Genomic DNA, 24,442 nt, shown 5'->3' on the forward strand with positions numbered 1-24,442 from the left:
GCGCTGATGAAGCGGATTTTTAAATTTATCGTCGACTTTCCAAAAAGCGTTATCGCGGGCGTACTAGCCGCGACGCTGGTTTTTGGATATTTTAGCGCCAAGCTCGAGGTGGACGCGTCTACAGAGACGCTGCTACTTGAAAACGATAAAGATCTAGCCGTCTTTAGAGACGTTTCTAAACGCTACGTTAGCCCAAACTACCTAGTTATCGCCTACACGCCAAAAGACGATCTGCTCGCGCCTTCTACGCTTAAAAAGATAGAAAATTTAAGCCGCGAACTTGAAAAAAACGAGCTTGTTTCAAACGTCATTTCGGTACTAAACATCCCGCTGCTTCAAAGCGGAACTAACGATCTTGGCGAGCTGGTTAAGCACGTGCCAAGCCTATCTGATGCCGATATAAACAAAACCTTGGTGCGTCGCGAGTTTGCGGATAGTCCGCTATATACCAATAACCTCGTTAGCCGCGATCTAAAAACTACGGCGATCGTGCTAAATTTAAAGACCGACGAGAAATATCAAAGCATACTAAACGAGCGAAACCCCCTGCTAAACGCCAAGCTTGAGGGCAACATCACAAGCGAGCAAAAACAGCGCCTAAGCGCCGTAAATGCGCAGTTTAAGGCTCACCGCGACGAAGCGCGTATAAAAGAGCACGCAGCGATCGAGCAAATCCGCGAGACGATATCGAAATTTGGCGGAGGCGAGAGTTTGTTTTTAGGCGGGGCAAATATGATCGCCGATGATATGGTGAGCTTCGTGCGCTCGGATCTTGCGACATACGGCATCAGCGTAACGCTGCTTTTGGTCTTTTGCCTTTGGCTGTTTTTTAGACAGATTCGCCACATCGTTATGCCGATTTTTATCTGCGTGATTAGCGTTATTTGGGCGAGCGGGCTGTTTGGGTTTTTTGGCTGGGAGATCACGGTGATTAGCTCAAACTACATCGCCCTACAGCTCATCATCACTATCTCGGTCGTCATCCACCTGATCGTGAGCTACCGCGAGTTTTGTATCACAAAGCCGCATCTTAGCAACCACCAGCTAGTCTATCTCACACTGCGCGATAAGGCCAGTCCGTCGTTTTTTGCGATATTTACGACCGTTATCGGCTTTTTGTCGCTTGCGCTTTCTGATATCAAGCCTATCATAATGCTTGGAATCATGATGAGCGCGTCGATCTCCATCTCGCTAGCGCTCGCATTTTTGCTATTTGGCTCCGCGATGGCGCTGATGCCAAAGCTTGCTCCCGTTAGGACGTTTGAGGATAAATTTAGCTTTACCAAGCATTGTGCCGCATTTGCGCTAAATCACAGCCGCGCCGTTTATGCGATTAGCCTTGCGGTGCTTATTTTTGGGCTTTACGGCATCTCAAAGTTAAAAGTCGAAAACAGCTTTATAAGCTATTTTAAAGATACGACCGAAATCCACAAAGGCATGCAGGTGATCGATACAAAGCTAGGCGGTACGGTGCCGGTCGATATATTGATCAAATTTAACAAGCCTAAATTTGAGCAAAGCGCGGCCAAAAACGAGCCTAAAGACGAATTTGATGACGAATTCGCCGCTAGCGCGAACGAGGATAAGTATTGGTTTAATCAGCATAAAATCGACGTTGCAAAAAAGGTGCATAACTACCTAGAAAATAAGCGCTTTATCGGGCACGCCAGCAGCCTAAACACCGTCGTAAAGGTCGTAGAGCGTATCACGCAAAAGCCCGCCGACGGCCTCATGCTCTCGATCCTATACGAACAGATTCCGCAAAAATACAAAGACATCATCCTAAGCCCCTACGTAAGCATAAAAGATAACGAGCTTCGCTTTACGGCGCGAACTCTTGATAGCGACGACGCGCTACGCAGGGACGAGTTTTTACGCGAGCTTAGAACCGATATAGAAAATTTGATCGCAAACGACAACGCAAGCGTGCAAGTTAGCGGCGCGATGGTGCTTTATAACAACCTCCTTCAAAGCCTCATCGCCTCGCAAGTTGATTCTTTCGGTTTTGTCATCTTGTCACTTTTTATCGTTTTTTGCATTATTTTTAAAAGCATTAAGCTCGCCGCCATCGCTATCGCGTCAAATTTGATCCCGCTTTGCGCGGTGTTTGGCGTCATGGGCGTGATGGGTATTCCGCTTGATATCATGAGCATTACGATAGCGGCTATCAGTATAGGCATCGGCGTGGACGACATCATCCACTACATCCACCGTCTAAAAATAGAGCTTCGTGGCAAAAACGTCGCCGAGTCGATCAAGGCCTCGCACGCAAGCATCGGCTACGCGATGTACTACACCTCGTTTGCGATCATCCTGGGCTTTAGCATAATGGTAACTAGCAACTTTATCCCGACGATATATTTCGGACTTTTAACAGATCTTGTTATGATAATGATGTTGCTGGGGGCGTTAGTGCTGCTGCCGACGCTAATCAAAACCTTTTACCGCGTTAAAAATTCCCCATAAACGACGGATTTCAAGCTTTAAAATTTTAAACCCGCTTCGATTACGTATTTCATATACGCGCCCTCGCGGGTTAAAATTTTAAAGTTAAACTACGCCTATTCTGTCTGGAATATTTTTCTCTTGTCCTGGTAAATTTGCAAATTTGGCTTCTAATTTTAAACGTGCGGTGTGTGCCTTGGAGGATAAAATCTTTAAATTTAACTCAAATTTGAAGGAGAAAACTACTCTTTCATAACCTTAAGAAATGAGTAAACATCACACACGCCGTCGATGTGCTTGGCATACCAGATCGCGTGTTTTTCTTGCTCTATATCGGTGATGATACCCGTAAATACGACGTTGCATTGCACTACGCTTACTCTTACGCTTGTGCCGCTGATTATGCTATCTTTAAAAAAGCTATTTTTTAGTTTTAGCATTATGGCGAGGTTACTCTCGCATTCGCCGCCATCGCTAGGAAAGCGAATATAGGTGTAAATTTTACTCACGCCGTCGGTGTTTTTGGCTAGCTCCACGAGCTTGGTTTTGTGCTCGGCGTCAGGCACCACGCCGATGAGATACACGTCGCCGTAAAAGCTCTCTACGTCCACGTTTAGGTTGCTAAGCCCGCTTGAGGCTAAAATTTTAGTCTGGATTTTCGTTTTTATAAATTTATCTTTCGTTATCGAATAGATACCGCGCTCGTCTTTGCTGATCTGGTAGGCGTCGTAGACGTTTATGCCCGTTAGCGGCGTCACGGTCGTAAAGAGCTCGAGGCAGCCGCCAAGGAAAAAAATCGGCGAGAAAATGAGAAGGTTTTTTAAAAAAAATCGCGCAAATAGCTTGTTCATCGCCGACCTATAAAATTTTCTCCAAATACTATAAAAATCAAACTAAAATTTATATAAATTTAGCTATAATCGCGCTCATCATCCAACGACGCGGAGGATAAAGCGATCTGGTGGCGCTCGCGGACTTCAAATCCGATGGCGGGGCGGTTGACCGCTTCGCGGGGAGTTCGATTCTCTCATCCTCTCGCCAAACTTCTACGTTTATTATCTTAAAACAAGCAAAATTCAGCTACAATAAGCCGTTTATATTAAATTAATTTAAGGTTTTTCTTTTGGCTAGTTCATCCGCCTCTAAATTTCCTCTCGCACGCGCCGTTTTAGGCAGGGTATACGTGGTGCTTTTTGCTACCGCCGTATTTCTGATATGCGCTGCTAGCTTTGGGTTAAATTTAAAATTTGAAGGCGTAAAAGAGGATATTTACGCTGCGAATTCTAACTTTAAAATTTTCCTCAAAGAGCGCGCCTCAATCATAAATAACGAGCTAAGGCTCATCGAAATCTACATCGACGCGCCCGAATTTGACGCAAACGTTATTTTCGACTTTGCCGTAAAAAATAATAACGAATACATGGCCTTTTTCGTCGTAAACGAACGCGGCGAGATAGAGTTTGCCAGTGATGAAAATTTGCGCGACACGTATTCCGCCTTTTTCCTATCAAAGCCTTGGAAAAACGAGCCTGAGGATAAAATTTTAAGATCAGAGTTTATGTTTGATAAAAGCGACGTACCGACGAGACTCGTCGCAAAAAAGATGAAAAACGGCAAAATGGTGGTTACGCTCATACGCTTTACGGCGATTTACGAGGAGTTTGCGCGCGGATACGAGAGGATCGGCGTAAATTCGTTCGCGATAGACAAAAGCGGTAGAATCGTATTTCACCAAAACCCCGAGCTAGTTTTAGAGCGCAAAAACATCTTTGATCTTTACGACGTGGACGTGGATTATCTAGACAGCGACGAAGTAAAATTTGCAAATTTAGGCTCGCTAAACAGCGAGATTTATTATATCCAAAGAGTTCCCGGGATCGGTTTGGCCGTGGTTTCAAGCTATTCTATGGGTAAATTCGTAAAAGAAAATTTAATATTTTTACTAATCTGCGTCGCATTTTTGGTTGCGGGCGCTATTTTTACGATTCGATACGTCAAATTCGTCAAAAACTCCGTCATAAAGCCCGTTTTATCTATCAAAAATTTAGTTGCAAAAGCCGGCGACGGCGAGGAGATCAAGACCTACGCGAAATTCGGCTCGGTAGAGGAATTTGATCAAATCTCGGACGAGATTGTCAAATTTTACGGAGATTTCGGCGAGAAAAAGGCGAAATTTGAAGAGTACTCGCGCAAATTCGGATTTTTGTTTGAAAAAGGACCTTTTATCTTGCTGCTAATCGACGCAAAAAGCGGCAGGATCGTCGAAGCAAGTGCGAGAGCGTGCGAGTTTTACGGATTTAGCGAGGAGGCGATAAAAAGCAAAAATTTAGCCGAGCTAAACGCGTCAAATTTGACCGATATGAAAACGCTGCAAGAAGACGAAGGTGAAATTTACGAAACGAACCATTTTGTCGCGGGCGGCGAGATAAAACAGGTGCGCATCTACAAGCAAAACTACGGGCTATCTAACGGCGAAAAGATCGGCTTTTGCGTCGTAAAAGACATTACGAAGAGCAATACTCTAAAGAAAAACGCGCAAAAACAAAGCGAGATAGACGCCCATTCACCGCTGTTTAGCGTAGTTTGGAAGGACCGCTTTATAGGCGATATATCAAGCGTTTCGGACAATATCGAGCGCGCGCTGGGATACAAAAAAAGCGAAATACTCTCAAGTGAATTCGAGTTTAAAAACATCATTCATCCAGAAGACCGAGATAGGCTCGCGAATGAATTTAACATCAAATTTAGCTTATTTAACGCGGCTTCGCTCAAAAAAGAGAACGAGTCGCTACAGTCTTGCAGGCTGATAAGGAAAAATTTAGAGGTCATAAACTGTAGCGTATTTATCAAATTTATCTCAAAAGACGGCAGAACCGTGGACGAGGTGATCGGGTATTTTATCGAGAGCAAGCTAGCGGCAAATTTGACCGCAAAAACCGGCATTGAGATAGCGCGACTAAACGACGACAAAGAGGGCGCATATAAAAATACCATTTTAAGCTTATTTGCAAACGCGCAAGAAGCCGTCGCCGTAGTCGGGTTGGACGGAGTGTACTTAGACGTCAACGAGGCATTTTGTAAGATAACGGGCTATGAAAAAAGCGAGGCTATAGACAAGCCGTCGAATTTGCTAAAATCTGGTATCCAAGGCGCCAAATTTTATGAAAATATGTGGCAAAGTTTGTTAACTAAAGGTTTTTATGGTAGCAAAATTTACAACAAGCGCAAAAACGGCGAAATTTATCTCGAGCAGCTTAGTATCGCGACCGTTTATAGCGGCTCAAAGCCTAGCTACTTCGTGGCGGCGTTTCACGAGCTGCCGTGGAAGGAGCCGGAGGCAAGCCCGGACGAATCAATAGTAAAGGAGCAAGAGTGAGCGAATTTGACGCAAGCGTTTACGAACACGAGATACCGAGCGGCACGAGGCTGTATTTCGGACAAAGCGCGAAACTAAAAAGAAAGATCGAGCGCACGGCGAGCGAAATTTTGGAAAAAAACGGATTTCACGAGATCGTGACGCCGTTTTTCTCGTATCATCAGCATCTAAGCGTGCAGCCAACGGCTCTGGTGCGCTTTAGCGATCACGAAAATCACCAAATCAGCCTGCGCGCCGATAGTACTGTGGATGTCGTGCGAATCGTACTTAGGCGCCTAAAAGACACCGAGCCTAAACGCTGGTTTTACATCCAGCCCGTTTTTAAGTATCCTAGCGCCGAAATTTATCAAATCGGCGCCGAGCTAATCGGCGAGAGCGATCTGGCTACTAGCGTCAAGATCGCAAAGGAGCTTTTTGAGTCGTTTGACCTCGCGCCCGTGCTGCAAATCAGCCACATCGCGATCCCGCAGATCGTGTGCAGGCTCTTAAATTTACCTATTTCGATATTTGAGCACGGTGAGATCGAAAAAATCCTAAATCAAAACGAAGAGTGGCTAAAAAGGCTAGCCTTCGTAAATACGGTGGGCGACATCGACGATATTTTGCCGCTAGTGCCGAACGAGATAAAAACCGCGCTACTTGAGATAAAAGAGCTAGCGCAGGCGGTAAAATATGAAAAATTAAGAATTGTTCCGTTATATTATTCAAAGATGAGGTATTACGACAAGCTGTTTTTTAGATTTTTAGGCGGCAACGCCGTGCTAAGCGGCGGCGGCAACTACGAGATAGAAGGCATCAAAAGCAGCGGATTTGGCGTATATACCGACGCGTTAATCGAAAATTTAGATCAAAAGGAGAGAGTATGAGCAAGGCTGACGTGATAGTGGGCGTGCAGTGGGGAGACGAAGGCAAGGGCAAGATCGTAGATCTGCTAAGCGGCGGCTACGATATGGTGTGCAGGTGTCAAGGCGGGCACAACGCGGGCCACACGATCGTCGTAGAGGGCAAGAAAATCGCGCTGCATCAGGTTCCTTCGGGCATACTTCATAAAAATATAATCAACATCATCGGCAACGGCGTCGTGCTATGTCCGGCCGAGATAATCGAAGAGCTAAAGCAGTTTGGAGACGTCTCGGGGCGGCTATTTATCAGCGACAAGGCGCATTTAAATTTGCCTTATCACGCGCAAATCGACCAAGCCAAAGAAAAGGCCAAAGGCGCACACGCTATCGGCACGACGGGTAAGGGCATAGGGCCTGCGTATAGCGATAAAATCAGCCGCAGCGGGCACCGTGTCGGGGAGCTAAAAAATCCTGAGAAACTTTGCGACGCGATTTTGGCCGATTTTGCGGCAAATAAAGCGTTTTTAGACGTTTTAGGCGTTAAAGCCCCTGCTCGCGAGGAGCTTTTGGGCGAGCTAAAGAGCTACGAGGCTGCGCTGGGTAAATTTATCGTAGATACCACGCATATGGTGTGGGATGCGATAGACGCGGATAAGAAAATCTTGCTCGAGGGCGCACAGGGAACGCTGCTAGACATCGATCACGGCACCTATCCTTTCGTAACTAGCTCAAACACCGTAACCGCAGGCAGCTGCAGCGGTATCGGGCTAAGTCCTAAAAACGTCGGCGAGGTGATCGGTATCATCAAAGCCTACACCACGCGCGTTGGCAACGGCGCTTTCCCGACCGAAGACATGGGCGAAGACGGCGAAAAGATACGCGATATCGGACGCGAATACGGCGCTACGACGGGCAGACCGCGCCGCACGGGTTGGTTTGACGCAGTCGGCGTGAGATATGCGGCGAGGCTTGACGGCGTGGATAAATTTGCGCTGATGAAGCTTGACGTTTTAGACGGCTTTAAAAAGGTAAAAATCTGCAAAGCCTACGAGAAAAACGGCAAGATAATCGAGTATTTCCCAAGCGACTTAGAGGGCGTAAAACCGGTCTACGAGGAGCTTGATGGCTGGAATAAGGTAGAAGGGGCGCGTAAATTTGAGGATCTTCCTGCAAATGCAAAGGCCTTTATTAAGCGCATCGAGGAGATCACGGGCGTAAAGGTCGGCATCGTTTCCACGAGCCCGGAGCGTGAAGATACGATAGTCCGCTAAGATGAAAAGCAAATTTACGCAAATCGTAAATATAAAAAAGCGAAATTTAGACAAAATCGAGCTAAATTTAGCAAGAACCAGAAATGAAGCGGCGATGATAGAGGGCTTCATAGCGCAGGCTGCCGAGCAAATTTCAAAATTTGAAATGCCATCCAGCGGCTCTGCGGCCGATCTGCGCGGATCGCTCGAGCTTCTTGGCGCGATGCGGCGAGAAAAAAGTCTGCTAACCGAGCGGCTCGAGCTAATGAAGAAAAATATCGCGCACCTCGAGCGGCAGCACAAGGCGGCAAATTTGGAGTACGAAAAGATGAAATACCTTCAAACGCAGGACTTTAGCGCGCAAATAGAAAAGATAAAAAAGGCCGAAGCAGCGGCTCTGGACGAGTTTGCGACGATGAATTTTACTAGGCAAAAAGAGGCGAAGGCTTGAAAAAAATTTTGATTTTACTAACTTTAAATTTATGCGTTTGGGGCGCAAACGCTCAAAGCCCGGCGCAAAGCGGCTTTAAGATCCCGGTGGACTGCGTTTCGATCTTTGAAACCAGAAAAGACGAGCTAAAAAGAGAGCTTGCTAAAATAGACGAAACAAGGCAGGCTTTGGAGGCTTTTCGTGCGAGTTCGGCGGCGCTTTTTGAGGAGCGAAACGCCAAACTAGCCGCCAAAGAGGCCGAGATAAACGCGACTCTAACCCGTGCGCAAGAGGAAAAAAGGCAGACCGAGCAGCTGCTAAAGAAAAACGACGAAATCCTAAAAGAGCTAAAAGCGATGACTAGCGACAAGGTCGGCGAGACCTACGGCAAGATGAAAGATCAAGCCGCCGCCGACGTTCTAAGCGCGATGGATAGGGCGGACGCGGCTAGCATCATGTACTCGCTAAGCCCTAAAAAAATCTCCGCAATCATGGCAAAAATGGAGCCTACCGCAGCGTCTGAAATCACGCTTTTAATCAAGCAAGGCCCGCCATTTATAAAGGCTGAGAAAAACGTAACGCAGGAAGTCTCTCCTACATCTCCAGACGGCCCTGCTGGAAATCTGCTAAATTTATAAATTTGGGGCTATAACGCTCTAAATTTATCTTGGCTCTCGTCTAAATTTGAGCTCAAATTTGCGCGGATAACGCGAAAGCTAAATTTGCCTTTGGCGGTCAAATTTGACTCCAAAGGCTAAATTTTACTGCCGTCAAATTTAACGCTAAAGCCTAAATTTAACTAGCGCCCAGTTCCAAAAGCGTTTTATCCGAGCGTCAAATTTTGCCTCAAATTTTACCAAAAACAAACGCCCGCCAAAACAAAAACTCCGTGAGATTTTAGGTATTTCTTACCAAATTTTGGTTAAAATCAAGCCCAAAAAGAGAGGTAAAAATGCGTATAAAACTCCCACACACACCCTACATCGCGCACAAAATCGCTATTGATTTATTAAAGTCCGGATTCGTAAATTTAACGCGCGGAGTAGAGCCCGTAGCGGCATGCGCGAAAGAAATTTTAGATAACGATTTACAAAAAGAAAAAGCGCTTGAAGAGCGCGTAAACGAGGTGCTCGCCGAGAACGAAGACGATATGGAGAGCATGCAAGTCGATAGAAAAAATATGTTTTGGCTCGTAAAAAAGAAACTCGCCAAAGAGTACGGCGTGATACTTACGTACGAAGACCGCTTTAGCAACGTCGCCCACCTCGTGCTTGAAAGCGCTTGGAAAAAGGGACTCATCGACTACACGGTCTCTGAAAACCGTATCAAAAACATCATCTACGGCTCGATCGAAGAGTATCTAAAAACGTATGAAATTTTACAAGACGTGGTCATCGACAAGATCGACGGCTACAAGCGCAAACTGATCCCCGGCACCGAGGAGTACGACATCGTATTTGAGCGGCTGTACGAGGACGAGCTAAGAAAACGAGGCATGCTGTGAGAGCTTATATCTACCTTGAAAACGGCGTTTTTTTGCAGGCTAAGGCCTTTGGCGCGAGCGGTACGGCTAGCGGCGAAATGGTCTTTAATACGAGCCTAACGGGCTATCAGGAGATCATGAGCGATCCTAGCTACGCGGGGCAGTTTATCGTTTTTACCATGCCAGAGATCGGCATAGTGGGCGTAAACGAAGACGACATGGAGAGCGCGAAAATCCACGCTAGCGGCGTTTTGATGAGGGATTTTAACTCTACCGCGTCAAATTTCCGCTCGCAAAAAAGCTTGGAAGAATTTTTCAAAGAGCAAGGGAAATTCGGCGTTTACGATATCGACACGAGGTTTTTAACCAAGATGCTACGCGATAACGGCGCGCTTCACGCTGTGATCTCGACTGAAATTTCAGACGAAAAAGAGCTAAAAAAACTACTCGAAAACTCGCCTAGAATCTCAGAGATAAACTACGTCGCAAAGGTGAGCACGGAGCAAATTTACGCTCACGAAAACGGCGCTTGGGATCCCGCGAGCAAAGCCTACTCTGTGCTAAAACCAAACGGCAAAAAGATCGCCGTCATCGACTACGGCGTGAAGAGAAACATCCTAAACGAGCTTTGCGAAATGGGCCTTGAGACGCAAATTTATCCGCACGACGTGCAGGCAGGCGAGCTCATTGCTAAATTTAACAAAGGCGAGATAAACGGCGTGTTTCTCTCAAACGGGCCCGGCGAACCCAAAGCCCTAAAAAACGAGATCGCGCAGATAAAAAAACTGATCGAGGCGAGGGTGCCGATTTTTGGCATTTGCCTAGGTCATCAGCTGCTTAGCAATGCATTCGGCTTTGAGACGTACAAGCTAAAATTCGGTCAGCACGGCGCAAATCACCCGGTTTTAAATTTGCAAACCAAAGCAGTCGAGATAACGGCGCAAAACCACAACTACAACGTTCCCGAGGAGATCGCGCAGGTTGCCGAGATCACGCACAGAAATCTTTTCGACGGCACGATCGAGGGTGTAAAATACAAGGATTATCCGGTGTTTTCGGTACAGCATCACCCCGAAGCTAGCGGCGGGCCGAGCGAGAGCAAATATATCTTTAAACAATTTTTAGAAATTTTATAGTTGCTAGTCGCGGTCAAATTTAAGCAAAATTTAGGGTTAAATTTGCGAGCCGAATTTAACCCAAGTGCGGCTAAAATTCGCAAATGAAATTTTACGGTCAAATTTGATGAGCGGAGCGGAGTTTGTTTCGATTTTGAGCGTCGCGGCGCTTAGCTCGGTTGGCCACTGCGTAGGCATGTGCGGCGGTTTTGCTATCGCGCTGGCACGCTTTTTGAGCGGCAAAGGTAAAATTTTTAGCGCGGCGATGATAGCGGGGTACAACCTAGCTAGAATTTGCGCTTATATGCTACTTGGCTTTATTTTCGGGTCGCTTGGCGGCGTTTTTACGCTATCTCTTGCGGCGCGAGGCTACCTGTTTTTTGCTATCGGCGTTTTTATGGCGGTTTTGGGTGTGGCGCTCGTTAGACGCGGGACGCTACTTAATTTCATCGAGAAAAACGCATTTTTATCCAAAATTTTAAACGAAAAAATGAAAGCAGCCATCGCGAAAAATAGCGCGATCGGATTTTTGACGCTCGGGTTTTTAAATGGGCTACTGCCGTGCGGAGTGGTTTATTATTTTTTAGCTTTAGCAGTAGCCAGCGGCAGCGGGGCAAAGGGCGCGGCGATAACGGCTACGTTTGGCGCGGTTAGCTTTTTTGCGATGAGTTTTTACGCGCTGGTTTTAAAAGCCGCGAGCGAAAAATTTAAAAAACACGCTCTAAATTTAAGCGGCGCGGCGATAATAATTTACGGAATTTATCTATCTTTTATAGGATTTACGGCGAGCAATGGATAACATCAAAGCAAGATTCAGGCAGTATCAAGAGGCTATCGAGGCTAGTAACATCGTCTCAAAGACCGACACCAACGGCACTATCACCTTCGTAAACGACGAGTTTTGTAAGATGTCGGGCTTTACGCGCGAGGAGCTAATCGGCGCAAATCACAACATCGTGCGCCATCCCGAGGTGCCAAAGGAGGTTTTTGCGCGGCTTTGGGATACGATTTTAGCCAAAAAAGTGCACAAAGGCACGATAAGAAACCGCACCAAAGACGGCCGCGACGTCTATCTAAACACGACTATCATGCCGATTTTGGATTTAAGCGGGCAGATCGAGGAGTTTCTTGCGATCAGATACGACGTGACGGACGTGATAAACCTAAACAACGAGCTTGAAAAGACGAAAAAAGAGCTGTTAAATTTAAACGAAAATCTCGAAAACAGAGTCGCCGAGCAGACGGCCAAGCTCGTAAATTTAAACCAAAATCTAGAAAATTTGGTAAAAGCCGAGATCAAGAAAAACGAGGAAAAAACCAAAATGCTCTTTTTGCAGTCGCGTCTAGCCTCGATGGGCGAGATGATCGCAAACATCGCTCACCAGTGGCGCCAGCCTTTAAACGAGCTTAGTATCACGCTTTTTAAGCTAAAAGAGGGCGTCAAAGCAAACGAGAAATTTGAGGCCGGCTACGAGCATGCAAAGCGCGTGATAAAGGGCATGTCGCAGACGATTGAGGATTTTAGAAACTTTTTTAGCGTCGAGCGCGAGAGGGAGGCTTTCTTGCCATCGGCTGCGGTAGAAAACGCGCTAAAGATGGTGCAGGGAACCTACGAAAAAGAGGGCATAGACGTAAATTTAGAGCTAAAAGGCGAGGGTCAAATTTACGGTTTCGAGTCGCAACTTTGCCAGGCCGTGATCATACTGCTTTCTAACGCCAAAGATGCGCTGGCAAATAAAAAAAACGATAAAAAAGTAACGCTAACGTTAGAAACAAAGGATAAATTTGCTATCATAAGAGTAACGGATAACGCAGGCGGTATAAAAGAGGAGATAATGGACAAGATTTTTGAGCCGTATTTCACTACCAAGCACCCGAGCGCAGGCACCGGTATCGGCCTATATATGCTAAAAAGCATAGCCAAAAATCACGGCGGAAGCGCCGGCGCTAAAAACGTAAAATTTGGAGCGGAATTTGAGATAAAACTGCCGCTAAAGGATGGAAAATGAAAAATTTTAAAGAGCTAACGCTACTGCTAGTCGAGGACGAGGATAGTATAAGGGAGTCGATGCAAGAGGTTTTCGGAGGCGTATTTCAAAAGGTTATTTCGGCCTCAAACGGCGACGAAGGTCTTAAGAAATTTAAAAAATTTAGCCCCGATATCGTGATAGCCGACATCATGATGCCTATCATGGACGGACTTGAGATGTCAAGGCAGATAAAAGAGTTCTCAAAAAACACGCCAGTAGTGATCCTAAGCGCGTATAGCGAAAAGGAAAAGCTGCTAAAAGCTATCGACGTGGGTATCGATAAATACGTGATCAAGCCTATCGACATGGACGAGCTTTTCGTCGTGCTGGAGCAGATCGTAAAAACTAAAATCATAGGCGCCGATATCATCGAGATTTCGGGCGGATATTTGTTTAATCAAACCAAAAAAGTGCTCGTAAAAAACGGCGTCGAGATCGCGCTAACCAAAAAAGAGCTGGCCTTTATCTCGCTTTTAGTTAAACGCATAGGTACGCTCGTTTTAACCGAGGAGATCAGAAACGTGGTGTGGTTTGGCGAAAAGGTAAACGATCCCGCCGTTAGGACGTTTATCAAGCGAATACGCGATAAAGTAGGCGCCGGTCTCATCAAAAACTCGCCGGGATTAGGCTATAAAATCGAGCTGAAAAAGTAAAATTTAAAGTAGCGTAAATTTAAAACGATTAAGCGATTTTGCGGTTAAGTTTTAATAAAATAACATTTTCGTAATAAAATAAACAAAGGAGGATATCGATGCGACTAGACAGGGCGCTAAGCTACGACTACACGGTCGCCAAGTATTTTATGTTCGCGACGATACTGTTTGGGATAGTCGGCATGGGCATAGGCGTGCTGATAGCCTTTCAGATGGCATATCCCGATCTAAACTACCTCGCGGGCGAATACGGCACCTTTAGCCGCCTAAGACCGCTGCACACGGCGGGCGTGATATTCGGATTCATGCTTTCGGGCGTATTTGCGACGTGGTACTATATCGGACAGAGGGTTTTGAAGGTCTCGATGAGCGAGTCGCCGTTTTTGATGACGGTGGGCAAGCTACACTTTTGGATATATATACTAGTGATGGCCGGCGGCGTGTTTAGCCTTTTTGCCGGCGTTAGCACGTCAAAAGAGTACGCCGAGCTAGAGTGGCCGCTAGATATCGGCGTGGTCGTGCTTTGGGTGCTTTGGGGCGTTAGTATATTCGGCCTTATCGGTATCCGCCGCGAGAGGACGCTTTATATCTCGGTTTGGTATTTTATCGCGACGTTTCTGGGTATCGCGATGCTTTATCTGTTTAACAACATGGCCGTGCCGACCAAGCTGGTTTCCGGCTACGGCAACTGGTGGCACTCGGTCTCGATGTATGCCGGAGCCAACGACGCCCTAGTGCAGTGGTGGTATGGGCATAACGCCGTGGCGTTTGTATTTACCGTGCCGATAATCGCTCAAATTTACTACTTTCTCCCTAAAGAGAGCGGTCAGCCGATATTTTCTTACAAGCTTTCGATTTTCTCGTTTTGGAGCCTGATGTTCCTTTATCTTTGGGCGGGCGGACACCATCTGATCTACTCTGCGGTGCCTGACTGGATGCAGACGATGGGTTCTGTGTTTTCGGTGGTTTTGATACTGCCGTCTTGGGGATCTGCGATAAATATGCTCCTAACGATGCGCGGCGAGTGGCAGCAGCTTAGAGAAAATCCTCTTATCAAATTTATGATTTTAGGCTCGACGTTTTATATGTTTTCTACCCTCGAAGGGCCGATTTTAGCGATCAAGTCCGTAAACGCTCTAGCGCACTTTACCGACTGGGTGCCCGGACACGTGCACGACGGTACGCTAGGCTGGGTCGGCTTTATGACGATGGCGGCGCTTTATCACATGACGCCTCGCGTGTTTAAACGCGAAATTTACTCAAAATCCTTGATGGAAACTCAGTTTTGGATACAGACTATCGGCATCGTGCTTTACTTTTCATCGATGTGGATCGCGGGTATCACTCAGGGTATGATGTGGCGCGCGACCGACGAATACGGAAATTTGGCCTATTCGTTTATCGATACGGTGATAAATATCGTGCCGTACTACTGGATCAGAGCCGTGGGCGGACTGCTATATCTGCTTGGATTTTTTATATTTGTTTATAATATCTACAAGAGTTTTGGCGCCAAAGCGCTCGTAAAAGAGCCGCTAAGCGCGAGTCCTGCGGGCGTAAAGGAGGTTGCTAATGTTTAGTTGGTTAGAGAAAAATCCCTTCTTTTTCGCGGTTATGGTTTTTATATTTATCGCCTATGCGGGCGTGATCGAGATTTTGCCTGATTTTGCCAACAGAGCTAGGCCGCTAGAGGGCACCAAGCCGCCGACTGTTTTACAGCTTGCCGGCAAACACGTGTATATGAAAGATAGCTGTAACGCCTGCCACACGCAGCAAATTCGCCCTTTTAAGGCCGAGACCGATAGATACGGCATGTATTCGCTTAGCGGCGAGTATGCGTTTGACCGCCCGCATCTTTGGGGGTCAAAGAGAACCGGCCCCGACCTTTGGCGCGTGGGTAACTACCGCACTACCGACTGGCACGAAAACCACATGAAAGAGCCGACCTCCGTGGTGCCGGGTTCTATAATGCCCGCTTACAAGCATCACTTTAGCAACAACGCCGACATCGAAACGGCATACGGCGAGGCGGTAACGACGAAAAAGGTATTCGGCGCACCCTACGACGTAGAGGGCATGCCAAGACTAGGCACCTACGAGGAGGCGCAAGCAGCGGTCAAAGAAGAAGCCGCCGCCATAGTTGAGGAGATGAAGGATGAGGAGGTCAAAAAGGCCTTCGAGCGCGGAGAGATCCGCGAGATAGTGGCGCTCATCGCCTATCTAAATAGCTTAAAATAGGCAAATTTATGGATGCGCAGACTCTAAGAGAGATCCAAGGATACGGAGCTTTTATCTTTCTAGCCGTGTGCGCCGCGCTTCTTTACGGATACTATTTTCATCTGTATAGATCCGAAAAGAGCGGCAGGCGAAACTACGAAAGATACTCCGACCTCGCCCTAAAAGACGGTATCGACGAGGAAATCTTAGAGTCTGCGTCCGTGGACGAAAACGCTAAAAAGGAAAAATAATGCAATGGTTTAACTTGGGAGACGACGTAAATTTACTTGCTCTCGTCGGCGCAGTCGCTATCGTCGCGCTAACGGCGTTTGTAGCGGGCAAATACGTAAGACAGATGAAGATCGCCAAAGAGGGCGGAGAGCTCAGCGAGCATAGCTGGGACGGCATAGGCGAGTATAAAAACCCTCTGCCGCTGGGCTGGGCGGTCGTTTACGTGCTGGTTATCGTTTGGGCTTTGTGGTATATGCTCGCAGGCTATCCGCTAAACTCCTACTCGCAAATCGGCGAATACAACGAAGAAGTCGCCGCCGCAAACGCTAAATTTGAAAAAAGCTTCGCAAATCCAGACGCCAAGACGCTTCACGCGATGGGCGAGAGCCTGTTTTTAGTGCAGTGCTCGGCCTGCCACGGCATAACCGGCGACGGCATAAACGGCAAGGCGGCCGACCTCGCGGTTTGGGGCAGCGAAGAGGGAATTTATAACGCGATAATAAACGGTTCAAAAGGCCTTGAGTACCCGATGGGCGAGATGCCTGCGGGTATGGCGGACGAGGAGGGCGCAAAGGCGATCGCGGCCTACATCGCTAAGGAAATTTCAGGTATAAAAAAGACAAAAAACGAAAATTTGGTAGCTAGCGGCAAGGAGCTATTTGCAGCGTGCGCATCATGTCACGGCGAGGACGGCAAGGGCATGGAGGGCATGAGCCCCGATCTATCCAAATACGGCACGGCGTCCTTTGTCGAGGACGTGTTGCAACGCGGTAAAAAAGGCGCTATCGGCGCGATGCCTAAATTTAACGACGGCAGGCTAAACGCCCTGCAGCAAAAAGCCGTCGGCGAGTACGTCATCTCGCTTTCTAAAGGAGAATAAATGGAAAACACGAATCGAAACGTTTTCGGCCTCCACGGCGTGACGGGGTTGCTCATCGCGACCGGGCTGCTGCTAGCGATCCTAGCGACGCTCACGTACTACGCGATCAAGCTCCAGCAAGAAGTCGCGCAAAAGCCCTACGCGCTAAACGCCTCCGAGCTAAAGATGAAGAGCACGGATAACGCCAAACAAGTGCGCGTGAAGGAGTGAATATGCAAGCGGTTTTAGAAAAAATCATCGTCGCCGGTCTCATCGCGACCGCAATTATAGCGGCGTGGGCGGTGCTAACCCCAAATCACCTTTTCGTCGGATGAAATTTGATAAATCAAAGAGCGCAGACTCTGCCGCTCTTTTTCAAATTTTAGATTTAAGCGGCGCGCTTTGTGTTTTGCGCGAAAATACGCGACTTGGCCGATGAAATTTATAAATTACGCTCGCTCAAATTTAACTATCCTTTTTTGCTTTCTCGCGCTCAAATTTGCAAATTTGACCCGCGCCTTTTTTATCTTTTTGCTTTTTATTTTTTACGGCGCGGCGACTTTGCAGGGCTCAAATTTGCCTCGCGAGATAGTCTTGGTAAATCAAAATATATTAAGCCCCGCCGTGAGCGAGAAAATCACGGTTTTAGGCGAGGAGCTAGCTAGCAAAAGCGGCGTATTTGCGGGGGTTGCGGTTTATGAGAGCCTAGGGGACAAAACGCTAAAGGAAGCGGCCGCGCAGCTAAATTTGACCCCGCCTTACGCGCTTTTGATGCTTGCTAAAACAGAGCATAAGGTGGAAATTTTCGCCGATCACCAGACGCTAAAGCTTTTTGATAAAGAGAAAATTTTAAGCCCGTATCCAAGCTCGGGCTCTATTTTGCCGATACTAGCGTCCAAAAACGGCAAAGATATCTTTAATGCCGCCCTTTTAAACGGCTACGCGGATCTTACCGAACAGATCGCCGCGAGCAAAGGCGTTAGCTTGCAAAACGCTATCGGCAGCCAAAACCGTCTGACGCTTGATGCGTTTAGGATTTTTATCTACGGCTCCATCGCTGTCGTTGTTTGCATCGCCGCATTTAGAAAATTTAGGAGGAAAAATGGCTAAAAACTACTGGCCTCACGCTATCGTTATCTCGCTTATTTTGATAGTCGCCTCCTGCGTAGCGACCATCATTCTGGCTGTGAAAAACCCCGTGGAGATGGACGAGTTTTACTTCGAGCGCTACCAAAACGTCGATGAAAATATAAACGAGATCGAGGCTAGCCAGCGCAGATTTGACGCCAAGTACGCTCTTAAATTTGAGCCCGAATTTGACGGACTAAACGGATATTTTAAGATCGCCGTCGCGCCCAAAAACGGCTCGGTGGCGCCGAATTTCACGTACGAGATTTTACTAACTAGACCCGCTACGAACGAGCAAAATCAAAATTTAAACGCCAAATTTGGCGGGCAAATTTTAAAAACGCAGCCCGTAACGCTCCCCAAAAAAGGCAAATGGCAAATTTTGCTAAAAATCTCCGACGCAAACGACACGGGCTTTTATAAATTTAGCTTCGAAGCGCGCTAGTTTTCTTTGATTTTCAGCCGCTCTGAGTTATCATTGCGCCAAAAAACAAAGAGCCTCTATGCAAAATTTAGACAAACTTTATATCTTTACCAACTCGCGAAAGATCCGCGAATTTAACGCGAAATTTCAAAACGAACTCGTGCCAAAGGCTATGACGATAGCGCAGTTTGAGCAAAAGGCCGTGCTGGTGCCGGGGCGCTTTGAGGCGGACGAGGCGTACGCGCTGGTGCTGATGCAGCGAGCCTGCGCGAGCGTGAGAGAGGCATCCGAGCGGCTGCGTATCCCGTCGGAGTTTTTCGCGTTTTTGAAAAACAACGACTATCTTTTCAGCTTTTTTAAGGAGCTTGCTATCAGCAAAAAGAGCGTGGCGGATCTGAAATTTAGCGATATTTACGCCGATTACGAGGAGCATTTGGGCATCCTCGAGGCTGTGCTCGCGCGCTATAAAGAGCTGCTCGCGGCCGAAAATCTATACGACGGCATCGCGCTACCTGAAATTTACGAGCTAAACGGCGGGTTTGTGAGGGAATTTCGCGAGATTTATCTTGAAGTGGACGGCTTTTTGAGTGAATTTGAGTGGGAGCTGTTTAACGAGATAGCCAAGCTAACGACGCTAAAAATTATCTTTCAAACCAGTAAATTTAACAAAAAACTGATCCTAAAACTAGCCGAAATTTCGGGCATTGACGCGAACGAGTTTAGCCTATACGGCGAGTTTGAGCTAAATTTAAGCTCGCGCGAGCTAAAAAAAACGGGCGTCTTGCGCAAAAATCCGCTCGTTTTAAAAAGAAGCTTTAGCGCCAGAAGCTTGCAGGCGGCCTACGCGATGGCAAAGGCTAGCGAGTTTGTGGCTGATGGCATCAAGCCCGAAAACATCGCTGTTATCTTGCCCGATGAGAGCTTTGCCGAGATCTTGCGCCTGCACGACCGCGGCAAGATGTTTAACTTCGCGATGGGCGAGAGCTTCACGCGAACGCGATTTTTTCAAATTTTAAAGTGCATAGTAACCGCGATAAACGACAAAATCCGCGTAAATTTGAGCGAGGATAACTACGCGAGTTTTAACGAATTCGAGTTTAATCTGCACGAACTGGGTGTCAGCTCCGAGCTATTTGCTAAATTTAAAAACGGTTTTGAAGCGCCTTGCTCGTTTGAGGATTTTAGGGCGCTTATGGAGGAGATTTTGGCGCTTGAGAGCGACCCCGCCGCCGTGCAAAAAGCACGAGAGGAGCTATTTTACGCGCAAAGTTTGGCTAGGTATTTTAGCTTTACGCTGCGTCAAATTTGCGAGATATTTTTGATAAAGCTAGCTAGGCTTAGGCTTGATCACGTAGGCGGCGGCAAGATCGGCGTCATGGGCGTTTTGGAGAGTCGCGGACTTAAATTTGATGGCGTTATAGTGCTTGATTTTAACGACGATTTGGTGCCAAAGCGCAGCGTAAACGAGATGTTTTTAAGCTCGCGCGTGCGTCAAAAAGCGGGCCTCATCGGTTACGTAGACCGCGAAAATTTGCAGAGATTTTACTACGAGAGCCTAATCGGCGGCGCGAAAAAAGCGGCGATATGCTACGCGGCAAACGAGGAGAAAATCGCGTCGAGATTTCTCGGCGAATTTAATGCCGTGGAGGATGCGAGATACGGCGACGAGAGCTATGCGGCGCTGTTTAACGGCGAATTTGACGCAAAGGCTGATTTTACGGGCGAGCAAAAATTTGAGGCCGAGATGAAGCTGCATCTTGACGAAAGGAATGCGGCTAAACCTAAACAAACAAAAACCGCCAAAGAGCGGAGTTTGTTTGAATTTGACGAAGCGCAGAGCGAGCTAAATTCGGCCGATAAATTTGACGAAAATGCCGCACAAAACAAAACGCCGAGCCAAAACCGTCAAACCGTAAATTTGATAAATTTCACGCGAAAAATGCCCGCAAAGCCTAAAATTTTCGAGCAAGATATCATCGTCAAGCATGATTTTTTCGCTATCCCGCTCTCTTTTAGCAGGCTAAACACCTATTTGCAGTGCCCGCGGCGGTATTATTACAGATATATTTTGAACGTAAAGCCGCCCGTGATGCCGCAAACGGCATCTGCGGCGGACTTTGGCAACTCGCTGCACAGGGCGCTTTTTGAGTATTATTCTAAATTTGAGAGGTTTGACCTCGCTAAATTTGAAACGGTGCTAAGAGAGCTAAACACGCCGCCGCTAGAGCGCGAGATAACGATGATAAAGATGGAAAAATTTAAGGCCCTAGAGGACGCGAGATATGAAGCGGGATGGCGCGTGCGGGGGCTTGAAAAAGAGCTTGATAGCGTGTTTGCAGGCGTGCGCATAACCGGCAAAATCGACCGCATAGACGGGCGCGGCGGCGAGCTGGCGGTGATTGACTATAAAAGCGGAAAATTTGACGCCAAATCCTTGCAACTGGCGTTTTATGAGGCGCTCGTGGGTAGGTCTTGCGAGGGATACTTTTACGATCTTAAAGATAATATGAACTTGGTAGCCGGCGAGGCTAGCACGGAGGCGCTTGCAGAGGCGATCGAGCAGCTAAAATCCATCAATAATACGCCGATAAATTTCGGGGAGGCGAAGGGCGCGATGAGCGAATACGAAGACTATAAAATTTTAGTGAAAGGCGAGCTATGAAGCCGTTTTTGGCCCTCGAGGCGAGTGCGGGCAGCGGCAAGACTTTTGCGCTTAGCGTGCGTTTTATCGCGATTTTACTATCGGGTGCCGACGCGCGCGAGATCACGGCGCTGACCTTTACTAAAAAGGCCGCCAATGAGATGAAAGAGCGCATCGTGCAGACATTTTTGCGGCTCGAGGAAAAGGGCGCCGAGCTAGCCGAGCTAGAGCAAATTTTGGGCGCGGGCAGGGATGAAATTTTAGCTATGCGCGATGCTCGGGCGACGCATTTTTTAGAAAGCGATCTAAAAATCGGCACGTTTGACTCGTTTTTCGTCGGCATCTTGCGCAGCTTTTGCTTAAATTTGGGGCTGAGCGCGGATTTTGAAGTGAGCGAAAATTTAAACGAGCTGCAGCGGGGCGAGTTTGTCGCGAGCGTGAGCAAGGATATGCAGCTACTAAAAGCGCTTGCAAATTTGATAGCGACGGCCGAGCGCAGTCAGAGTAGCTTTTTTGAGAGCTTGGAGATGTTTTACGAAAATTTCGGCGAGCTAAAAAGCAGCGAAAATGCGGCATTTCCAAACGAAAGCGGCGTTACGGAAGCGCTAAAAAATATGCGCGAATACGTCCTAGCTAGAGGCGGGGGCAAAGACGCGCAAAACGCCGTAAAAGAGGGGACTCCTGGCGAAATTTTAGCTCGCTCGTTTATGTCGCGCACGAGCCTTGATTATCGCACGTTTTCTAAAATTTATACGCCGGAGCTTGACGAGATGTTTTTTACTCTAAAAGCGCGGTTAAAACGCTACTTTGACGAGCTTGAAGAGTATAAAATCGCCGAGCTGGCTAGATTTTTAAAAATCTATAAAGAGTGCAAAATCTCGCTAAATAAAAGACTAAATTCGCTTGCATTTAGCGACGTGACGCGCCTAGTTTACGAGCTTTTGCGAGGCGGCGAGACGGACGCGCAGATGCTTTATTTTAGACTCGACGGGCGGATAAATCACCTGCTAATCGACGAGTTTCAAGACACCAACGTCGCGCAGTACGAGATCATGCGTCCTCTCATCGAGGAGATCGTCGCCGGATACGGACAAAACGGGCTTGGCAGCTTTTTTTACGTCGGCGACGTAAAGCAGAGCATTTACCGTTTTCGCGGCGGCAAAAAGGAGCTTTTCGGTAAGCTAATGCGAGATTTTCCGCAGATTAAGGCGCAAAATTTGGAGGTAAATTACCGCAGTAAAAAGGCGCTGGTTAGATTTACGAATGCCGTATTTGCGGACAAGATCGAAAATTTTAAACCGCAAAGAACGCCCCAAAAAGAGGGCGAGCGAGTAAATTTGGTAGGGCAGATGCCGTACTTTGAGGCACGGGAGGACGATCTTGGCTTCGTGCGGGTAATTAGCGGCGATGACGTGGCGATGGAGGCGGCGTGGCAGGTTAAATTTCTCCTGCAAAAAGGAGTCTGCGAGGACGACATCACCGTGCTTTGCTGGAAAAACGACGATATAAATAAAATCTCAAATTTGCTGAGCGAGGCGGGCGTAAAAAGCATGAGCGAGGGCGTGACGGCGCTGCTGGCGAGCAAAAACGCGCGCGCAGTAGCGGAATACGCTAAATTTTGCCTATTTGGCGAGAGAATTTACAAGCTAAATACCGAGGCGATCCTAGACGTAAACGCCGTAAAACTAAGCGTAAATCCGCAAAAATCGGCGCTTGAGAGCTTGCACTATCTAGCGGGCAGGCTCGGCGTAGATATGAGCGACGCGGACGTTTTACGGCTACTTGAGCTAGCGCAGCCGTATTCAAATTTGACCGAGTTTATTTATAATCTTGATAGATTTGAAGCTAAAGCGAGCGCAAAAAGCGGCGAGGGCGTGAAAATCATGACCGTGCACAAGTCAAAGGGGCTGGAGTTTGAAAACGTGATCGTGTGCGATAAAATGGGCGCCGGATGGCATGACGGGTCAAATTTCATCGCGGAATACGATGCGGGTACGGGCTCCTGGCAGGTGCGACACAACGTCAAAAAACAGTGCATCGACGAGGATTTTGCAAGGTTAAAAGAAAAGGCGGCGCGGCTCGAGCGCGAAGAGGATATGAACAAGCTCTACGTCGCGTTAACGCGGGCGATTGGCGGGCTAATCATCGTTAAAAAAACGGACGCAAACGGCAGAAATCCGAGCTTTTTTGGGGCGTATGAGAGTAACGGCGAGGTTATAGAGTATCTTGATTTGGTTGATTTTAGCTTCGGCGAGCCGACTCCTAGCGTGGCGCGAAATTTGACGGCGCCGGGCAAATTTGAGCCTATAGAGCTAGTTCAAATTTCAAAGCAAATCGTAGATGAAATGCCAAAATCCGAGGGCAAAAATCAAAAGGCGATTTATTTTGGCCTTGCGCTACACTATCTGCTCGAGATGACGGAAAAATTTGACGAGAGCTCGCTAAAAACGGCGCAAATTTCGATGCGAAACGCTTTTCATAAATTTTTAGACGAGGGCGAGCTGGATGAAATTTACGCACGCGGGCTAAATTTGATAAACGAGCCTAAATTTAAGCAAATGACACAGGGAAAGCGGGCGTTTAAAGAGCAGCCCTTGCGATATGATGGCGCATTAAAACAGCTTGACTTGCTCTGCGTTGGCGAAACCGAAATCTGCGTGATCGACTACAAAACGAGCGATAAAAATATAGATGAAAATATCGCGCAGGTTGAGGAGTACAAAAAAATACTGGCTCAAATTTATCCGAATTTGAGCGTGAGGGCGGCGATATTTTACGCTTTGCGGGACGAAATTCGAAGCATTGATATTTAAATATAGCTTAAATTAAGCTATCTGTAAGGTGCATTTGAATACAATCACGACTTAAAATTATCTAAAGGGTAAGAAATGACGAAAATAACAAAACCAAACGAAGTGGAGCGCGAGTGGATCGTGCTTGACGCGGCAGGCAAGCGTTTTGGTAGATTGCTAACCGAGGTAGCTACGCTGCTTCGCGGTAAGCATAAGCCAAATTTCACTCCGAATGTCGATTGCGGCGATTACGTTATCATAATCAACGCTTCTAAAGCCGAATTTACGGGCAACAATAAAGCCGAGCAAAAGCTTTATCACCGCCATTCAGGATATTTCGGTAGCACGAAGAGCGAGAAATTCGGCGAGCTTTTAGCCGACAAACCTGAAAAACTATTCAAGCTAGCCGTTCGCGGAATGCTTCCAAAAACAAAACTCGGCAGAGAGATGATAAAAAAACTAAAAGTTTACGCCGGCAGCGAGCATCCGCACACGGCTCAAATAGCTAAAAAAGAAGGAAAATAAT

The 24,442-nt window shown here is 47.3% G+C and carries 22 protein-coding genes and 1 tRNA gene; 22 read left to right on the top strand and 1 reads right to left on the bottom strand.

Going from position 1 to position 24,442, the window contains the following annotated elements; all coding sequences use genetic code 11:
* The first annotated feature begins 6 nt into the window (after window positions 1–6).
* On the top strand, window positions 7–2,466 hold the full coding sequence (locus ACTTJF_RS02445) for an efflux RND transporter permease subunit (RefSeq protein WP_442550607.1): 2,460 nt from the start codon (window positions 7–9) through the stop codon (window positions 2,464–2,466).
* A gap of 221 nt (window positions 2,467–2,687) precedes the next feature.
* On the opposite strand, the gene ACTTJF_RS02450 is transcribed toward ACTTJF_RS02445, so the two are convergent.
* Complete coding sequence (locus ACTTJF_RS02450; RefSeq protein ID WP_442550608.1) at window positions 2,688–3,296, bottom strand: BON domain-containing protein; 609 nt, start codon at window positions 3,294–3,296, stop codon at window positions 2,688–2,690.
* A 92-nt stretch (window positions 3,297–3,388) separates the two neighbouring features.
* Between ACTTJF_RS02450 and ACTTJF_RS02455 the strand changes: the two genes are divergently transcribed.
* The 21 genes from ACTTJF_RS02455 (at window position 3,389) to rplM (ending at window position 24,441) form a co-directional block, all read left to right on the top strand.
* Window positions 3,389–3,486: transfer RNA gene (locus tag ACTTJF_RS02455), tRNA-Sec, on the top strand.
* Window positions 3,487–3,568: 82 nt separating this feature from the next.
* A complete protein-coding gene (locus ACTTJF_RS02460; RefSeq protein WP_442550609.1) occupies window positions 3,569–5,821 on the top strand; it encodes a PAS domain S-box protein in 2,253 nt (750 codons plus the stop codon).
* Window positions 5,818–6,687, top strand: coding sequence for an ATP phosphoribosyltransferase regulatory subunit (locus ACTTJF_RS02465; protein WP_442550610.1), 870 nt, complete (start codon window positions 5,818–5,820; stop codon window positions 6,685–6,687). Before ACTTJF_RS02460 ends, ACTTJF_RS02465 begins: the two co-directional genes overlap by 4 nt.
* A complete protein-coding gene (locus ACTTJF_RS02470) occupies window positions 6,684–7,934 on the top strand; it encodes an adenylosuccinate synthase (protein ID WP_442550611.1) in 1,251 nt (416 codons plus the stop codon). Before ACTTJF_RS02465 ends, ACTTJF_RS02470 begins: the two co-directional genes overlap by 4 nt.
* 1 nt (window position 7,935) lies before the next feature.
* Complete coding sequence (locus ACTTJF_RS02475) at window positions 7,936–8,364, top strand: flagellar export protein FliJ (RefSeq protein WP_442550612.1); 429 nt, start codon at window positions 7,936–7,938, stop codon at window positions 8,362–8,364.
* Window positions 8,361–8,981 carry a MotE family protein gene (locus ACTTJF_RS02480; protein ID WP_442550613.1) on the top strand — a complete coding sequence of 207 codons (621 nt, stop codon included), beginning with the start codon at window positions 8,361–8,363 and terminating at the stop codon, window positions 8,979–8,981. Before ACTTJF_RS02475 ends, ACTTJF_RS02480 begins: the two co-directional genes overlap by 4 nt.
* Window positions 8,982–9,295: 314 nt before the next feature.
* Entirely contained in the window at window positions 9,296–9,847 is a 552-nt protein-coding gene (locus ACTTJF_RS02485; protein ID WP_002949092.1) for a DUF507 family protein, read from the top strand.
* Window positions 9,844–10,962, top strand: a complete 1,119-nt coding sequence (gene carA, locus ACTTJF_RS02490) for a glutamine-hydrolyzing carbamoyl-phosphate synthase small subunit (protein ID WP_442550614.1) — start codon at window positions 9,844–9,846, stop codon at window positions 10,960–10,962. The genes ACTTJF_RS02485 and carA overlap by 4 nt, the downstream gene beginning before the upstream one ends.
* Window positions 10,963–11,026: 64 nt before the next feature.
* Entirely contained in the window at window positions 11,027–11,740 is a 714-nt protein-coding gene (locus ACTTJF_RS02495; protein ID WP_442550615.1) for a sulfite exporter TauE/SafE family protein, read from the top strand.
* Window positions 11,733–12,950 carry a PAS domain-containing sensor histidine kinase gene (locus tag ACTTJF_RS02500; RefSeq protein ID WP_442550616.1) on the top strand — a complete coding sequence of 406 codons (1,218 nt, stop codon included), beginning with the start codon at window positions 11,733–11,735 and terminating at the stop codon, window positions 12,948–12,950. The genes ACTTJF_RS02495 and ACTTJF_RS02500 overlap by 8 nt, the downstream gene beginning before the upstream one ends.
* Complete coding sequence (locus ACTTJF_RS02505) at window positions 12,947–13,624, top strand: response regulator transcription factor (RefSeq protein ID WP_442550617.1); 678 nt, start codon at window positions 12,947–12,949, stop codon at window positions 13,622–13,624. Before ACTTJF_RS02500 ends, ACTTJF_RS02505 begins: the two co-directional genes overlap by 4 nt.
* Window positions 13,625–13,722: 98 nt before the next feature.
* Window positions 13,723–15,204 (top strand): cytochrome-c oxidase, cbb3-type subunit I, encoded by a 1,482-nt coding sequence (ccoN, locus tag ACTTJF_RS02510; RefSeq protein WP_442550618.1) that lies wholly within the window; start codon window positions 13,723–13,725, stop codon window positions 15,202–15,204.
* Window positions 15,197–15,862 (top strand): cytochrome-c oxidase, cbb3-type subunit II, encoded by a 666-nt coding sequence (gene ccoO / locus ACTTJF_RS02515; RefSeq protein ID WP_442550619.1) that lies wholly within the window; start codon window positions 15,197–15,199, stop codon window positions 15,860–15,862. Before ccoN ends, ccoO begins: the two co-directional genes overlap by 8 nt.
* 8 nt (window positions 15,863–15,870) lie before the next feature.
* Window positions 15,871–16,092: a cytochrome c oxidase, cbb3-type, CcoQ subunit gene (locus ACTTJF_RS02520; RefSeq protein ID WP_442550620.1), complete on the top strand. Its 222-nt coding sequence runs from the start codon at window positions 15,871–15,873 to the stop codon at window positions 16,090–16,092.
* Window positions 16,092–16,952, top strand: coding sequence for a cbb3-type cytochrome c oxidase N-terminal domain-containing protein (locus tag ACTTJF_RS02525; protein WP_442550621.1), 861 nt, complete (start codon window positions 16,092–16,094; stop codon window positions 16,950–16,952). The genes ACTTJF_RS02520 and ACTTJF_RS02525 overlap by 1 nt, the downstream gene beginning before the upstream one ends.
* Window positions 16,953–17,162, top strand: coding sequence for a DUF4006 family protein (locus ACTTJF_RS02530; protein ID WP_442550622.1), 210 nt, complete (start codon window positions 16,953–16,955; stop codon window positions 17,160–17,162).
* Window positions 17,163–17,366: 204 nt separating this feature from the next.
* Window positions 17,367–18,041 carry a hypothetical protein gene (locus tag ACTTJF_RS02535; RefSeq protein WP_442550623.1) on the top strand — a complete coding sequence of 225 codons (675 nt, stop codon included), beginning with the start codon at window positions 17,367–17,369 and terminating at the stop codon, window positions 18,039–18,041.
* Entirely contained in the window at window positions 18,034–18,504 is a 471-nt protein-coding gene (locus ACTTJF_RS02540; protein WP_442550624.1) for a FixH family protein, read from the top strand. The genes ACTTJF_RS02535 and ACTTJF_RS02540 overlap by 8 nt, the downstream gene beginning before the upstream one ends.
* 58 nt (window positions 18,505–18,562) lie before the next feature.
* Window positions 18,563–21,145 carry a RecB family exonuclease gene (locus ACTTJF_RS02545; protein ID WP_442550625.1) on the top strand — a complete coding sequence of 861 codons (2,583 nt, stop codon included), beginning with the start codon at window positions 18,563–18,565 and terminating at the stop codon, window positions 21,143–21,145.
* Window positions 21,142–23,937, top strand: coding sequence for a RecB-like helicase (locus ACTTJF_RS02550; RefSeq protein ID WP_442550626.1), 2,796 nt, complete (start codon window positions 21,142–21,144; stop codon window positions 23,935–23,937). Before ACTTJF_RS02545 ends, ACTTJF_RS02550 begins: the two co-directional genes overlap by 4 nt.
* 75 nt (window positions 23,938–24,012) lie before the next feature.
* The gene (rplM, locus tag ACTTJF_RS02555; protein WP_002949135.1) at window positions 24,013–24,441 is read left to right on the top strand and encodes a 50S ribosomal protein L13; all 429 of its coding nucleotides are present in this window, start codon (window positions 24,013–24,015) and stop codon (window positions 24,439–24,441) included.
* The last annotated feature ends 1 nt before the right edge of the window (window position 24,442 follow it).

The sequence above is a fragment of the Campylobacter sp. genome (assembly GCF_052170435.1).
Taxonomy (GTDB): Bacteria; Campylobacterota; Campylobacteria; order Campylobacterales; family Campylobacteraceae; genus Campylobacter_A.

Excerpts from the sequence above, each read along its gene's own strand:
- ACTTJF_RS02445 (WP_442550607.1), top strand. The coding sequence starts at position 7 with ATGAAGCGGATTTTTAAATTTATCGTCGACTTTCCAAAAAGCGTTATC.
- ACTTJF_RS02450 (WP_442550608.1), bottom strand. The coding sequence starts at position 3,296 with ATGAACAAGCTATTTGCGCGATTTTTTTTAAAAAACCTTCTCATTTTC.
- ACTTJF_RS02470 (WP_442550611.1), top strand. The coding sequence starts at position 6,684 with ATGAGCAAGGCTGACGTGATAGTGGGCGTGCAGTGGGGAGACGAAGGC.
- ACTTJF_RS02475 (WP_442550612.1), top strand. The coding sequence starts at position 7,936 with ATGAAAAGCAAATTTACGCAAATCGTAAATATAAAAAAGCGAAATTTA.
- ACTTJF_RS02485 (WP_002949092.1), top strand. The coding sequence starts at position 9,296 with ATGCGTATAAAACTCCCACACACACCCTACATCGCGCACAAAATCGCT.
- ACTTJF_RS02500 (WP_442550616.1), top strand. The coding sequence starts at position 11,733 with ATGGATAACATCAAAGCAAGATTCAGGCAGTATCAAGAGGCTATCGAG.
- ACTTJF_RS02505 (WP_442550617.1), top strand. The coding sequence starts at position 12,947 with ATGAAAAATTTTAAAGAGCTAACGCTACTGCTAGTCGAGGACGAGGAT.
- ccoN (WP_442550618.1), top strand. The coding sequence starts at position 13,723 with ATGCGACTAGACAGGGCGCTAAGCTACGACTACACGGTCGCCAAGTAT.
- ccoO (WP_442550619.1), top strand. The coding sequence starts at position 15,197 with ATGTTTAGTTGGTTAGAGAAAAATCCCTTCTTTTTCGCGGTTATGGTT.
- ACTTJF_RS02520 (WP_442550620.1), top strand. The coding sequence starts at position 15,871 with ATGGATGCGCAGACTCTAAGAGAGATCCAAGGATACGGAGCTTTTATC.
- ACTTJF_RS02525 (WP_442550621.1), top strand. The coding sequence starts at position 16,092 with ATGCAATGGTTTAACTTGGGAGACGACGTAAATTTACTTGCTCTCGTC.
- ACTTJF_RS02530 (WP_442550622.1), top strand. The coding sequence starts at position 16,953 with ATGGAAAACACGAATCGAAACGTTTTCGGCCTCCACGGCGTGACGGGG.
- ACTTJF_RS02535 (WP_442550623.1), top strand. The coding sequence starts at position 17,367 with ATGAAATTTATAAATTACGCTCGCTCAAATTTAACTATCCTTTTTTGC.
- ACTTJF_RS02540 (WP_442550624.1), top strand. The coding sequence starts at position 18,034 with ATGGCTAAAAACTACTGGCCTCACGCTATCGTTATCTCGCTTATTTTG.
- ACTTJF_RS02545 (WP_442550625.1), top strand. The coding sequence starts at position 18,563 with ATGCAAAATTTAGACAAACTTTATATCTTTACCAACTCGCGAAAGATC.
- ACTTJF_RS02550 (WP_442550626.1), top strand. The coding sequence starts at position 21,142 with ATGAAGCCGTTTTTGGCCCTCGAGGCGAGTGCGGGCAGCGGCAAGACT.
- rplM (WP_002949135.1), top strand. The coding sequence starts at position 24,013 with ATGACGAAAATAACAAAACCAAACGAAGTGGAGCGCGAGTGGATCGTG.